Origin of the sequence: Kitasatospora sp. NPDC101157, from assembly GCF_044768255.1 — a bacterium.
Classification (GTDB): Bacteria; Actinomycetota; Actinomycetes; order Streptomycetales; family Streptomycetaceae; genus Kitasatospora.
The window spans coordinates 24,650-37,772 of record NZ_JBIWPL010000044.1 but is presented as its reverse complement, the minus strand read 5'-3'; the positions used below and the strand labels follow the sequence as shown (position 1 = coordinate 37,772).

General features: G+C 71.8%; 12 protein-coding genes. All 12 read right to left on the bottom strand.

Going from position 1 to position 13,123, the window contains the following annotated elements:
* On the bottom strand, positions 1-1,178 hold a 1,178-nt coding region (locus ACIRVF_RS41250; protein WP_402829927.1), incomplete at its 3' end, for a CTP synthase.
* Positions 1,179-1,247: 69 nt separating this feature from the next.
* Positions 1,248-2,600 (bottom strand): cation:proton antiporter, encoded by a 1,353-nt coding sequence (locus tag ACIRVF_RS41245; RefSeq protein ID WP_402829925.1) that lies wholly within the window; start codon positions 2,598-2,600, stop codon positions 1,248-1,250.
* Positions 2,587-3,117, bottom strand: coding sequence for a dCTP deaminase domain-containing protein (locus ACIRVF_RS41240; protein WP_402829923.1), 531 nt, complete (start codon positions 3,115-3,117; stop codon positions 2,587-2,589). Before ACIRVF_RS41240 ends, ACIRVF_RS41245 begins: the two co-directional genes overlap by 14 nt.
* A complete protein-coding gene (locus ACIRVF_RS41235; protein ID WP_402829920.1) occupies positions 3,114-3,677 on the bottom strand; it encodes a hypothetical protein in 564 nt (187 codons plus the stop codon). Before ACIRVF_RS41235 ends, ACIRVF_RS41240 begins: the two co-directional genes overlap by 4 nt.
* On the bottom strand, positions 3,674-4,759 hold the full coding sequence (locus ACIRVF_RS41230; protein ID WP_402829918.1) for a hypothetical protein: 1,086 nt from the start codon (positions 4,757-4,759) through the stop codon (positions 3,674-3,676). The genes ACIRVF_RS41235 and ACIRVF_RS41230 overlap by 4 nt, the downstream gene beginning before the upstream one ends.
* Positions 4,756-5,214: a type II toxin-antitoxin system RatA family toxin gene (locus ACIRVF_RS41225; RefSeq protein ID WP_402829916.1), complete on the bottom strand. Its 459-nt coding sequence runs from the start codon at positions 5,212-5,214 to the stop codon at positions 4,756-4,758. The genes ACIRVF_RS41230 and ACIRVF_RS41225 overlap by 4 nt, the downstream gene beginning before the upstream one ends.
* A gap of 19 nt (positions 5,215-5,233) precedes the next feature.
* Positions 5,234-5,806, bottom strand: coding sequence for a DUF6031 family protein (locus ACIRVF_RS41220; protein WP_402829914.1), 573 nt, complete (start codon positions 5,804-5,806; stop codon positions 5,234-5,236).
* Positions 5,803-6,912, bottom strand: coding sequence for a DUF6001 family protein (locus tag ACIRVF_RS41215; RefSeq protein ID WP_402829912.1), 1,110 nt, complete (start codon positions 6,910-6,912; stop codon positions 5,803-5,805). The genes ACIRVF_RS41220 and ACIRVF_RS41215 overlap by 4 nt, the downstream gene beginning before the upstream one ends.
* Before the next feature lie 23 nt (positions 6,913-6,935).
* Positions 6,936-8,597, bottom strand: coding sequence for an alkaline phosphatase family protein (locus ACIRVF_RS41210; protein ID WP_402829910.1), 1,662 nt, complete (start codon positions 8,595-8,597; stop codon positions 6,936-6,938).
* Positions 8,594-9,376 (bottom strand): HAD-IA family hydrolase, encoded by a 783-nt coding sequence (locus ACIRVF_RS41205; RefSeq protein ID WP_402829908.1) that lies wholly within the window; start codon positions 9,374-9,376, stop codon positions 8,594-8,596. The genes ACIRVF_RS41210 and ACIRVF_RS41205 overlap by 4 nt, the downstream gene beginning before the upstream one ends.
* On the bottom strand, positions 9,376-10,620 hold the full coding sequence (locus ACIRVF_RS41200; protein WP_402829907.1) for a hypothetical protein: 1,245 nt from the start codon (positions 10,618-10,620) through the stop codon (positions 9,376-9,378). The genes ACIRVF_RS41205 and ACIRVF_RS41200 overlap by 1 nt, the downstream gene beginning before the upstream one ends.
* Position 10,621: 1 nt before the next feature.
* Positions 10,622-13,120 (bottom strand): dCTP deaminase domain-containing protein, encoded by a 2,499-nt coding sequence (locus ACIRVF_RS41195; RefSeq protein WP_402829906.1) that lies wholly within the window; start codon positions 13,118-13,120, stop codon positions 10,622-10,624.
* Positions 13,121-13,123 lie beyond the last annotated feature (3 nt).

Here is a 13,123-nt window from a genome sequence, read left to right as displayed (position 1 = left end):
CGCGCGGCCTCGATGACCACGCACTGCAGGCCCAGGCACAGCCCCAGCAGCGGCACCCTGTTCTCCCGCGCGTACGTGATCGCACCGACCTTGCCGTTGACACCCCGGTCACCGAACCCGCCCGGAATGCAGATCGCGTCCACATCACCCAGCTGCTCGCGCGCGCCCTCCGCGCTCTCGCAGTCGTCCGAGGTCACCCACTTGATCTCCACCCGCGCGTTGTTGGCGAAACCACCCGCGCGCAGCGCCTCGGTCACCGACAGGTAGGCGTCCGGCAGATCGATGTACTTGCCGACCAGCGCCACCTTGACGATGTGCTGCGGCTCGTGGACCCGGCGCAGCAGATCGTCCCAGGTGGTCCAGTCCACGTCACGGAACGGCAGGTCCAGGCGGCGCACCACGTAGGCGTCCAGGCCCTCACCGTGCAGCACCTTGGGAATGTCGTAGATCGACTTGGCGTCGATCGCCGCGACCACCGCCTCCTCGTCCACGTCGCACATCAGCGAGATCTTGCGCTTGATGGCCTGCGGGACCTCACGGTCGGCACGCAGCACGATCGCGTCCGGCTGGATGCCGATGTTGCGCAGCGCGGCCACCGAGTGCTGGGTGGGCTTGGTCTTCAGCTCACCCGAGGGGCCGATGTAGGGCAGCAGCGAGACGTGCACGAAGAACACGTTGTCCCGGCCCACCTCGTGACGGACCTGGCGCACCGCCTCCAGGAACGGCAGCGACTCGATGTCACCGACCGTGCCGCCGACCTCGGTGATCACCACGTCCACGTCCTCGGTCGCCATCCGGCGGATCCGGGACTTGATCTCGTTGGTGATGTGCGGAATGACCTGCACCGTGTCACCCAGGTACTCACCACGGCGCTCCTTGGCGATCACCGTCGAGTACACCTGACCGGTGGTGACGTTCGCCGAACCGTGAAGGTTCGTGTCCAGGAACCGCTCGTAGTGACCGATGTCCAGATCCGTCTCCGCACCGTCATCGGTGACGAACACCTCACCGTGCTGGAACGGGTTCATCGTGCCCGGGTCCACATTGAGGTACGGGTCCAGCTTCTGCATCGTCACGCGCAGGCCACGGGCCTTCAGAAGCGCGCCGAGACTGGAGGCCGTCAGCCCCTTACCGAGCGAAGAGGCGACACCCCCGGTGACGAAGAGGTGCTTGGACATCGTGGATGAGCGTTTCAGCGTTCCCAAGAGGAGACTCCGTGGTGGGGCGGGGAGGGGCGACAGGGCGGCCTAACGGCCGGCGGTGGGGCTGAGCGGCCGGTCCGGGAGCCGCACCGGCGGGAGCTCGTCGTCCCGGGCGAGGCTTCCCTGGTTGATGGCGCGTTCGAGCCACCAGCCCGCGAGGAGCGAGGTGACGACCGCGGTGAGCACCAGCGAGGTGAACACCGACGGCGAGCCGATGCCGGTGTCGAGGGCGACGGTGGCGAGCACGATGCCGGGGCCGCCGCGGGCGTTCATCGCCACCGCGAGGTGGACGGCATCGGTGGCCGGCCGCCTGGCCAGCCGGGCGCCGGCGTAGACGCTGAAGGCCTTGACGACGCAGGCCACGGCGAGGAAGGCGACGAAGAACGCCGGGTCGAACTGACGGATCAGATCGAGCTTCAGCCCGACCACCGCGAAGTAGACGGGGACGAAGAAGCCGGTCGCGAAGCTCCGGATGGCCTTGATCGCCTCGTCCGCCGCCCGGCCCGAGGCCGCGCCCGCGGCGCCCGCCGTGAGGCCGGAGATCAGTCCGACGACGAAGGCGCCGTACATCGGGGCCACGCCCAGGTAGAGGCAGACGGCGGCCGAGGCCAGGACGGCGGAGACCCGGACGGCCAGCGGGGCCACCGGCCCGCCGCCGGTCCCCGCCAGCCGGCGGCGCAGCAGCAGGCCGACCAGCGCGACCAGTGCGAGGAAGCCCACGGACGCCAGGGAGTGGTAGACGGCCGAGGCGTTCGCCGAGCGGATGCCGAGCTCCGAGGCGAGACCGAAGCCCTTCGAGCTGCTGCCGGCCACGATGCCCACGGCGACCGAGATCACCACGTTGAGGACGATGTCCTCCAGCACCGCGACGGAGAGCACGATCCGGGCGAACGGCGTCCTGGCGATCCCCAGGTCGAGCATGATCCGGGAGATCACCGGGATGCTGGTGATCGCGATGCTGCAGGCGAGCACCAGCGTCAGCGCCGTCCGGTTGCCCGCCGGGCCGAGCAGGTCGGAGGTGTCGAGCACGGAGGTCGCCACCAGGCCGAACGCGAACGGCACCACCATGCCCACCACGGCGATCAGCCCGACCGTACGGCCGTCCTTGCGGGAGAACACCGTCCGCATCTCGACGCCGGCCAGGAACATCAGCAGCAACATGCCCAGCTGGTAGACGAGTTCGAGGCACACCGCCACCGGCCCCTGCTTGGGGAAGATCCAGTGCTGGGCCTGGGGCAGCACCTGCCCCAGGACCGTGGGGCCGAGCAGCAGCCCGCCGAGGATCTCCCCCACGACGGGCGGCTGCCGGAGGCGTCTGAAGAGCCCGCCCGTCAGGTGCGCCGCCAGGAGCAGCAGCACCAGCGCGGAGAGGACCTTGAACAGGTCAGTTTGCGACATGCTGCTGGTCCATGCTCAGGCGGGAGGCGACGGCGGAGCGCGAGCCGGTGTACTTGCCCAGGTAGCCCACGGCCTCGCCCTGCATGGCCCAGAAGGCGAGCTTGCCGATCATCATGCCCGGGTAGACGCGCACCGGGTGGGCGACCTTCATCTCCAGGGTCCACGGGAAGACGGCCCCGCTGTGCCCCAGGGGCGCCGAGAACTGGATCCAGATGCCGAGGGTGGAGGCCGAACGGCAGGCGTAGAGCGTGGCCGCGTAGTTCGGGCTGCCCATGGCCTCCATGGTCCCGCCGAGGTAGAAGCGGCCGGGTTCGAGGACCATGCCCTCGGGGCCCATCTTCACGTGCTCGGCGTTCGGCGGCTCGAAGCAGTCGATGACGTCCTGCTCGTACCAGAGGATGTCCTCGGCGAGCCGGAAGCCGTAGCTGTTGGGCTCGATCCGCTCCGGGTCGTAGTCGTCGATGTGGATCCGGCCCGCCATGACCTCGGCGTGGATCTCAGGTCCGCTCAGGATCACAGCCAGCTCCCCAGCAGCTCGTGGACGGCGGCGCGGTACGCGTCGAGGCCCGCCCCGTTGTCGATGACGGCGTCCGGCTCGATCAGGTCGATCTGCCGGGTGGAACGGTCCGCCCGGGTCGGGTCGTCGCGCTGGTCGAGACGGCTCTGCCGCAGGTCCTCGTCGCACACGATGCGCAGGACGCGGAAGCCGTGCGCCCGCAGGGCGGGCGCGTCCACGTGCGGGTCGCGCAGGTCGTCGTTGACGACGAGTTCGGCGTCGGTCAGCGCGAGACGGCGGGTGAAGTCGTCGGCGAGCGACTCGGGCCGGATGCGGCGCATGGCGTCGGCGAGCGCCTCCATCAGCACCTGGTCCTGGGCGTCCTCGCGCAGGTCGCCGCCGGCCGCGCGGTACACCTGCTCCTGCAGGTGGTAGAGCGGCTCGGCGAGCTTGACCCGGGCGTAGGTCAGACCCTTGTCCCGGGCGAACTCCTCGATCAGGCCGGCGCAGGTCGACTTGCCGACACCGGCCAGACCGATCACGCACACGCGCAGGGAGGGGCGGGACTGGTTCTCGGTCACGAGGTCTCCTGGGGGGCGGGCGTGCCGGTGGCGGCCGGGTCGAGGACGGCGTCCGGGTCGATGTCGAGCGTGCCGGTCAGCCGCACCATGGCCACGGAGTCCAGCGCGGTGCGCAGTTCGGCGAGGGACTGGTAGAAGCGCGCGTAGTCGGGCACCAGGTGGGACTGCCAGGTGAAGAAGGTGGTGTCCACCTGGCGGTCCACGATCTTGTTGAGGTGGGCCCAGCGCTCGTTGTCGTCCGTGAGGTGCCGGACGGCGAGCGGCTCGCCCGGGCGGACCTCGGGCAGCAGGATCGCGGCCAGCCGCTTGGGCTCGGCGGAGAACTCGGCCCCGAGCCAGGACTCGAAGACGTCCGGGTCCATCAGGATCTTGTGGCCCGGCTCGTGGCCGTCGAGCCCGGGGTCGACCTGCTCGCGGACGAGCTGTTCGAGCCGCGCGTCGGCGCGGATCGTGCCGACTCCGACGTACGGGTAGTCGCGCCAGGGGTGCACGCTGATCCGGCCGCCGTCGAGCGTGCAGAACAGCTTGTCGCCGGTGAAGTACGACCAGCCGGGGCGGCGCAGCGCGGACAGCAGGGTGGTGGTCTTGCCGGCGCCCTTGGGGCCGGCGACGATCACGGCCTCGTCCCCGCGCTGGATGCCGGAGGCGTGCAGCACGACGGTGCCGTTGTCCTCCTCGTGCCGGATCACCAGGTCCCGGACGAAGTCGAGCACCTGGACGGTGGAGGCCTCGGTGATGCGCAGCTGGAAGGTGTTGTCCTTGCGCGCGTCGACCGGGGCGTCGAGCAGCGTGGCGCGGTTGACGTACAGCCGACGGCCGCCGCGATCGACGATGTGCGCGTCGAAGTTGAACTCCGCGGCGTTGCTGCGCCGGATCACCGACTGCGGCAGGTTCCACACCTCGGGGGCGACGTCGGCCGACGGGTCGTAGCCGCGGACGTCGATCCGGAAGGTCGGCTCGTGCGCGCCCTCGTCGGCGAGCAGGTGCCGGAAGAACCGCTGGATCGGCGCGAAGGCGGCCGCCGCGTCGTCGGCGAGGTCGAACCGAACGGTGGTGTGCAGGAAATTCAGGTACTGGATCACGTCTGGTCACTTCCGTTGGCGGGCAGTCCGGTCGTCGAGACCACCCGGAGCAGTGCTTCGGCGTGGGCCTGGAGGGACTGGGCCCAGATCGGGTTGAGCAGCGGGGCGAGGCCGTCGATGCCGAGCTCGAAGGAGACGCTGAGGCCGACCTCCGTACCGGCGGAGGTCTCGACGACGCTCCACTCGCCGGTCATCCGCTCCAGGTCCCCGGCGGTCTGCTCGAAGCACAGCCGCAGACCGGGCCGGGTGCTCTCGTTCTGGACCCACGTCACCTCGCTGCCGTTCAGCAGCACGGTCCACTCGGTCGAGCGGCTCTTCCGGTCCGCGGGGTCGAGGACCCGGACGCCGATCACGTGCGGGGCGCGGGGCGCGAAGGATGGGCTGTCCTTGACGACCGCCCACAGCTCCTCCGGAGTGCGACCGGGCACCACGGCCGTCGCGTGAATCTCGGGCAACTTGATCACACCTCTCTTGCTAAGCGGCCTTCATGAAGGGGGCGAGGAAGCCGATGTCGAGCCCCGCCGTCCGGGCCAGCCGGGCCCACACGCGCAGGGTCCGGAGCATGTCCCGCTGCCCCTCCGCGACCAGGCGGTCCGGCAGTTCACCGGGGAAGGCCTCCAGCAGCCGCTCCCAGAGGACCTGGATCCGGTCGACCCGGCAGGTGTCCCCGCCGAACTCCTCGTCCAGGGCGAACACCTCGATCAGGTCGGGTCCGGAGGCGTCCACGACCTCGTGCATGCCGTACTCCAGCGCCATCGCCAGACAGTGCACGTCGTCGACCGGGGCCCGGCCGGCCAGCCGCTGGTCGATGTCCAGGAGCTGTTCGAGGAACCGGAGCTTGGCGGCCTGCTGCATCTGCGGCTGCTCGGAGCCGCCCTCCAGGTCCTCCAGGTAGGCGCGTCCCTCGGCGAGCATCAGCCACGCCGCCTGGACCCATGCCTCCACGGCCTGGGGGCCGGGCATGGCGTGTCCGCCGCGGACCGCGGGGAACGGGACGAGCCGCTCGGCGGCGCCGGTCGCGGCGCCCTGCTGCTGGTTCGGGGTCATGCCGGTACCTCCTCGTTGCGGTAACCGATGTCGAGCCGGGCGGCACCGGAGCGCAGCGCGCGCAGCAGCGTCGCGGCGTCCTGGGCGTCGAGCCGCCCCAGGTCGGTGAGCGCGACCGGGTCGACGGTGAGCGGGAGGTCCCCGGCGACCCCGGGCAGGACGACGCTTCCGCCGGGCGCGACGAGCAGCGAGGCGCCGGGCAGGAACGGCCGCACGGTGCCGGTGACCTCCACGCGCACGGTGACGGCCTCGGCGGCGCCGGTGGCCCGTGCGGTGTCCAGGGCGAGCTCGGTGAAGGCCGCCGCGAGCGGCTGCGCGGCCGCCGACGGCGCCAGGGCGCCGGCGATCTCCTTGCGGAGCCGCTCCAGGTCGGCGGCCACCGCCGCCACCCGTTCGTCCCGCCAGGTGCCGTCCGCCACCAGCCCGGCCCAGCGCAGCGCGTACCACTTCCTGGTGGTGTACACGTCGCCGTGGTACGACAGCAGCGCGTCCATCACGTGCAGCAGGACGTTGTACGCGTAACCGACGCGCCCGCGGCTCTCGCCGGCCGCCTCGGCGAGCGCGGTGTGCGCCACCTGCTCCAGCGCGACCTGCAGGGACGCCCTGGACCAGACGGTGGCGAGCCCGGGGAGCTCGTCGAGGAACGGGGCGGTGCCGTCCAGCGCGATGCCGTTGACGATCCGCTCGGTCTGCTTGCGGCGCGGCTCGCGTTGCTTGTCCCAGCTGCGGAAGCCGGCCACCGTCGCCTCCGGCGCGAGGCCGGCGAGGCGCTTCAACTCCACGAAGTTGGAAGCGAGTTCGGCCTCGCTGAAGGAGACCACCTCAAGGTGGTGGCCGTCCTCGAAGATCTTGGTCGAGATGCGCGGCCCCTCGATCGGGTCACGCTGGATGCGGATGAAGTCCAGGTCGCTGGTGGCGTTGGCCAGCCCGTGCACGGGCGAACTGGTCAACAGCAGCAGGCCCTCGCCGACCCGCTCCCGCATCAGCGCGGACAGCCAGTCGGGGTCGAGACCGCGCCCGGAGAGGAACGCCGACACGTGTCCGTGGCGGCGCGCCGCCAGGTCGTCCGGCGACAGGGCATGGGGAAAACCGGGTGGTGCACCCATCAGAGTCGATTTCCTTCCTTCGGTCAGGAGAGGGCGGCCGGCGCGGCGGCCTTCGGCTGCTCCACGCCCAGCTCCTGCAGGACCAGTCGGGCGGGCAGCGTGTTGTCGACGGCCTCCGGTGCCGCGCGGTGCGGGATCCGGGGGCCGACCGCGGCGTGGACGGCGTGCAGCCGGCTGTCGCCGGTGTAGACCACGTGGGCGCCGCTCTTGGGCTGGCGGCGCACGGTCACGCCGTCCGCCGACAGCGGTGCCGTGGGCTGGTAGTCGTCGTCCAGGACGAGGAACACCACCGGCGGCGGCACGGCGTCCTCGGCCAGCGGCCGCCCGCGGCCGTCCACGAACCCGCGGACCACCGGCCGCCCGTTCTCCGGGTCGGTCAGGGTGCGCAGCGCCGCCATGGCCCGGGCCATCGCCTGGCCGGCCCGCCCCGGGTCGGCCGGGTCGGTGGCCCACAGCGAGCCGTTGTTCGCGGGGTGGTAGATCACCTCGGAGTGCTCCACGTCCAGCGCGCCGGCGGTGGCCGGGGCGGCGAGCCCGGCCCGCACCAACTGGTCGTTCACATGGACCAGATGGGTGCAGCCGACCATGCCGTGGTCCGCGCCGAGGACCACCGTGTCCTCGGCGCGGGCCCGGTCCAGCACCCGGCCGAGGATCGCGTCGGCGTCCTGGTAGCAGGACCTGAGGTACGACCAGACGCGGTCCGCGATGTCCGGCCGGTGCGCAGCGCTCCTCTCGTCGCACCAGCCCAGCAGTTCGTGGCCCACGTCGTCCGTCATCGGCAGGTAGACGACCACCAGGTCGGCCGCGTGCTCCTGGAGCACCGCCTCGGTGGCCGCACCGAACGCCCGGGTGACGCAGCCCACCGAGGAGAGGAACACGTCCTCCGCGGAGCCGTCCCCGCCCTCGGCGAGGCGGGGCCCGAAGACGCCGGCCCGGTAGAGCGGGCCGACCCCCTCGCCCGCGAACGGCGGGCACTGGCGCAGCTTCTGGACGAGCGGACCGTTGCGCCCGCCCGTCCGCGGTTCCCAGACCCCGGTGTGGACGAGCAGCGGGCCGCGCGCCCCCCGGACGCAGGCCACCCAGGTGGCGTGGCCCGCGTCGTCGAGGCGCAGCGGCTGCCAGCCGCCACCGGGGGTGAGCGCCAGTTCGGCGCCCGCGGCCCGCACCCGCACGACGTCACCGGTCGCGCCGGTCTCCACGTCCACCCAGGACCCGGCGATCTGCCAGGCCCGCACCGCCGGTCCGGGAGCGAGCTCCAGGAAGGCGTGCCGGGTCAGCCGCCGGCTGTACGCCTCGACGGCCCCGTCGACGTACGGTCCGGCCGCGCCGGTCTCGTCGAACACCCAGGGGGCGTGGACGAAGGCGCTGCGCCGGTCGCGCTCCCAGGCCGTCTCCCACACCGTGGGGACGGCCGGGAAGCGCGGGTCGAAGCCGCTGACGTGTTCGGCGATCCCGCCGCCGGCCCCGGGCACGGTGTACCCGGTGACGCCGTGCTCACTCGGCCAGGCGCCGGTGAACAGGGTCGCCAGCGAGGGCGGGGTCTGGCAGTTGGGGTGGGCGGGACGCGCCGCCGTGACGGTGCCGCGCGCCCGCATCCGGGTGACGGCCGGCAGCGCGCCCTCCCGCTCAAGGCGGTCGACCACCCAGTGGGCGGCCGCGTCCCAGACGACCCAGTAGACCGTCACCGTGACCTCAGCTCCGCCAGCAGCGCCGGGAGGTCGGCGACGGAGTCGCACTCGTACCCGGCCCGGCCGGTCAGGCCCTCGGCCAGCTGGTCCGCGTACTTGCCGGTGCGCACCTGCACGGTGGTCAGCCCCGCCGCCTCGCCACCGGCGATGTCGGTGCTCGCGTCGTCGCCCACCACCACGCAGTCGCCCGGCGGCACCCCGAGCGACCGGGCGGCCAGCTCGAAGAAGTCCGCGGCGGGCTTGCCCAGGACCCGGGCGGTGGTGCCGGCGGAGTACTCCACCGCCGCCACCAGCGCACCGGTGTCCAGGTGGTCGCCGTCCGGCCGCTTGAAGTAGCGGCCGCGCTGCAGCGCCACCAGCTCGGCCCCGCCGCGCACCGCGCGGAACGCCTCGTCCAGTGCCCGGTAGTCCAGGACGTCACGGCAGTCGCCGATCAGCGCGTGGGTGTACGGCGGTTCGGTCGCGAGGTTCGGCAGCTCGCCGATCAGCGCGCGGGAGACGAGCGGGTACACCCGGGTGCCGGGCGCGGCGAGGAGCTGCTGCGCCGCGACGACCGGGGTGAACAGCTCCTCCCTGCGGACCGGCAGTCCGTAGTCGACGAGCTCGGCATGGATCCGGGCCGCGGGCTTGGAGTCGGTGTTGGTCAGGAACCGGAGCGCCAGCCCCGACTCCCGCAGCTCCTCGACGGCCTCGGCCGCGCCCTCGACGGCCTTGCCCTGTGCGTAGAGCGTGCCCTCCAGGTCGAGCAGGACGGCACGGATCGCTGCCCCCGGCATCAGACCACCGGCCTGGCCAGCTCGGGACGGGCGGCGACGGCGTCCTTGAGGAAGGTCCGCTTGGAGTAGAAGCCCCGCTCGCTGTTCAGCCCGCGCTCCCGCAGGAAGGACTCCAGCCAGGCGGCGATCTCCGCCATCTCCTTGGAGACGTCCGCCTCGTCGGGCTCCACGGCGGTGCGGCTGCGCAGGTACTCCAGCTCGCACTGGTTGAGGGTGACGTCCCGGGCGTCGACCAGACTGCAGTGGTCGAAGAAGATCCCGTACACGTGACCGGTGCGCGCCGACTCGAAGTTGATGTCGTAGCGGACCCGGCGGAAGGACGGCAGCCGGACGGCCTCGACCTTGAGCTCCTGCGTGACGTACCGCTCGAAGCCGCCGTCGTCGGCGAGCGAGAGACCGTAGGTGTGGGTCTCCCGCCGCTCGAAGGCGTCCTCCGCGTACCACTTCCGCTTGAGCAGGTGCTTGCCGTCGGTCGTGGGGATGAAGGAGGCGTACCCGCGCTCGTCCTCGGTGGGGCCGGTCACCTCGAAGAGGTGGTTGAGGTAGTCCCAGGCCTGGTACTCGTCCCGGTACTCCATCAGGTAGCCGGGCAGCGCGCCGCCCTTGACCTCGCGGTACAGCTCCAGGGTGAGCGTCCAGGCGTCCACCGGCGGCGTGAGCGTGTACTTGTACTCCAGCTCCTTGCCGGGGAAGCACTTGCGGTAGTAGCGCTGGTGGTTGTTGAGGAAGAGGAACTGCTCGGCGTGGCGGGCGAGCGCCGGCCGGAGCCAGCCCAGCTCCTCGATCCCGGCGGCCGGGACGGGCTCCTCGGTGATCCGGATGAAGCAGGCGTCCTCGGCCAGGAAGCGGATCTGGCTGTGGACGTGGGCGGACGTCCCGTCACTGCTCACGTAGAACAGCGGCACCAGCGGCCCGTTCGCGCGGTCGCTCACCGCGGCCACCGCCGCGCGGAGCTCCGCGCCGGGGAGCATGTCGGGGAACAGTACGGCGCCCTGCGCGACGGAGCCGTGCGTCCGGGTGCCCGCCACGTCGCGGGCCTCCAGCCGGACACTGCCCAGCGCGGCCCAGTCGACGACCACGGTGTTGCCGGGGAAGGCCTGCTCGACGGGCCGGTCGAGCGGCACCAGGACCACGGGGTCGGCGTCGTCGAGCGGGGCGGTCCCGTTCAGCAGGTGCAGTCCGCCGAGGAGGAGCCAGGCGGCCTGCGGGCGGCCCGCCGCGTCGGCGGTGTTCGTGCTGCTCACGTCATTCTCCCTTGTGACCGGTGGTCGCGACGGTTCCGTTGCTGATCACTGCCTCGGTGCCGGTGACACCCGCCGCCGCCACCGCCGGAACTCCCGCCTCGCGCAGGAGGATCGCCAGGTGGCCGAGGGCCGAGCCCTGGTCGAAGACGAAACCGGCCACGTGCTCGATCAGCACGGAGAGCACCGCGTACGGGCGCGCGGCGACGACGACCGGCTTCCGGTCGAAGGCCTTGACCGCGTCCAGGATGCGGGCGAGACCGTCGTGCTCGCTCACGTCCTGCGACTTGTTGATGCTCACCGCGGGCCCGATGGACAGGCGGCGCAGCAACTCGTCGTCGTCCAGGCGCAGCAGCGGACCCTGCGCGGTGCCGGGCGAGATGGACACCTCGCCGTGGGCCACCACGACCGTGTCGTCACCGTCGAGCACGGAGTAGTCGACGAAGAACAGACCCGACCCCTCCAGGACCCACTCGATGGTCACCGGACCGTACTTGTCGTGCATCGCGGTGGTGAACCGGGCGATCTCGTCGAGGTGCTCCAGCAGCGCCTCGCCGCTGGGCGCGGCCGACACGTTCTCGGGCGCGTCGAAGCCGAGGGAGATGTCGCCGACCACGATCGTCTCGCCGCCGGCGGTGCCCCGGTTGAGCGCCATCAGGCCCTCGTCGGTGTACTCGACCACGAGACCGTCGCCGGCCCGGCGGGAGATCACGCCGAGGCTGCCGCGGATGAAGTCCCGGACCACGACGGCGTGCAGGAGGGTGCTGTCGGCCGTGGCGCCGGTGGTCAGCGCGAGCTGGTCGAGCACCTCCTCCTTGGGCACGACGATCTGGCGCAGGGTGTCGCCGAAGTCCAGGACGCACTCGTTCGAGCCGCCCGACAGCTCCTCCCGGAGCCGGTCGGCGGTGGCCTCGTCGTGCAGGCCCCGGCCGTTGAACTGGAGCACCCAGCCGGCGCCCACGGACACGCCGACGGAGTGCGCCATCCGGTGGGCCGGTCCGCGCTTGGCCGTGTAGCCGCCGTAGACGGCCGCGACGTCGGCCAGGTGGAACGAGGCGGGGAGCTCGTCGAAGTACAGCCGGTAGGACTCGGCCACCGGCTCCGAGGAGATGCGCGCCTGCTCGCGGACGGCGGTCAGCGGGCGGACCTGGATCAGGTGCAGGCCCTCGTCGTCCACCGCCCACTCGACGTCGACGTCCTGCTCCCGCTGCTCCCGCAGCGCCCGCGCCAGCTCGACCACCTGGCCCAGGGCCTCCCGGTCGGCGGCCGGGTGGGAGGCCCCGGTGCCCGCGAGCTCGGCCGAGTCGGTCCGCCGCGGCACGGCGACACCGGCCACCAGCTCGTCGGCGAGCCCCTCGACGTACTCGATGGTCACCCGCTGGTCCTCGGCACCGTCCAGCCCGGTGAACGCCACACCGGCGAGGCGCGGACGCACCAGGCGCTGGACGATGACGGCCAGCCGCGGCGTCGGGTCGAAGTCGCCGGCCCGGATGCGGGCGGCGACGGCCGGGGCCTCGTAGTAGGAGCGCCAGCACTGCTCGACGGCCGCGATCGCCTCCTCCGCGCCGCGCACACCCAGGATCGACTGGTGCACGCCGGCCTGGCTGGAGCCCTCGGTGTCCTCGTCGAGCCCGGAGGAACGGACCGCGAGCTCCACGTCGGCGTCCTTGAACACCTCGTTGAGGCGGGCCCGGAGCAGCTTGCGGGCCTCGTCGCCGAGCCGGATCTGCGCGCCGGTCTTCTGGATCCGCTCGACGGTGTCGGTGAAGAACGCGCCCACCGTCGCCTTGAGGTCGCCGAACGCCTCGGCGAGGTCGGCCCGGTGCTCGTCGGTGAGCGACTCCACGAACTCCCCGGCCGGCACGACGAAGGCGGTCGGCACCCGGAAGGCGTGGCTGGAACGGGCGAGCTGGGCGAACTTGGGGCCCACCTCGGAGACCTCGACGCTGGCGCCGAGTCCGGGGAAGCGCTGGCGGGCGAACTGCTTGTCGAAGTCGACGTGGATGTCGCTCGACCGCGGGCCGACGGAGCCCTGGTACTTGCCGTCGTAGAGGACGATGTCGCCCTGGGGGCGCCACCACATCATCTGACCGATGTTGATGCCGCTGTACACCCGGACCCGGTTCATCGAGTAGAGCTGCAGGGTCCACTGCCCCGTGTAGCCGATGTCGCCCAGGCTTGCGGAGAGGTTGATGAACAGGCCCAGTCGGGCCACCGAGGAACGCGCCGCGAAGGTCGGCGCGTAGTGCTCGCTGCCCAGCACCTCGATGGTATGGGCGAGGTAAAGTCTGCCCGGTTCGAGGACGTATCCCTCGTCCGGGATCTCGATCTCCTCGAACTCATTGGTCTGCCGGGCGTCGAGCGGCATCGACTGGTAGACCCGCAGGGTCTTTCCGAGCCGGAAGTTGTAGCTGTTCGGATTGACCTGCTCAGGCGTGAACGGCTCGATGGTGATGCGGCCGTTCGCTCGCTCGCGCGCGATCTCGTTACCCGTGAGAATCATCGT

What these genes read in the sequence shown, in the direction of transcription:
- ACIRVF_RS41245 (WP_402829925.1), bottom strand. Translation starts at nt 2,600, where the DNA reads ATGTCGCAAACTGACCTGTTCAAGGTCCTCTCCGCGCTGGTGCTGCTG.
- ACIRVF_RS41220 (WP_402829914.1), bottom strand. Translation starts at nt 5,806, where the DNA reads ATGACCCCGAACCAGCAGCAGGGCGCCGCGACCGGCGCCGCCGAGCGG.
- ACIRVF_RS41215 (WP_402829912.1), bottom strand. Translation starts at nt 6,912, where the DNA reads ATGGGTGCACCACCCGGTTTTCCCCATGCCCTGTCGCCGGACGACCTG.
- ACIRVF_RS41205 (WP_402829908.1), bottom strand. Translation starts at nt 9,376, where the DNA reads ATGCCGGGGGCAGCGATCCGTGCCGTCCTGCTCGACCTGGAGGGCACG.
- ACIRVF_RS41195 (WP_402829906.1), bottom strand. Translation starts at nt 13,120, where the DNA reads ATGATTCTCACGGGTAACGAGATCGCGCGCGAGCGAGCGAACGGCCGC.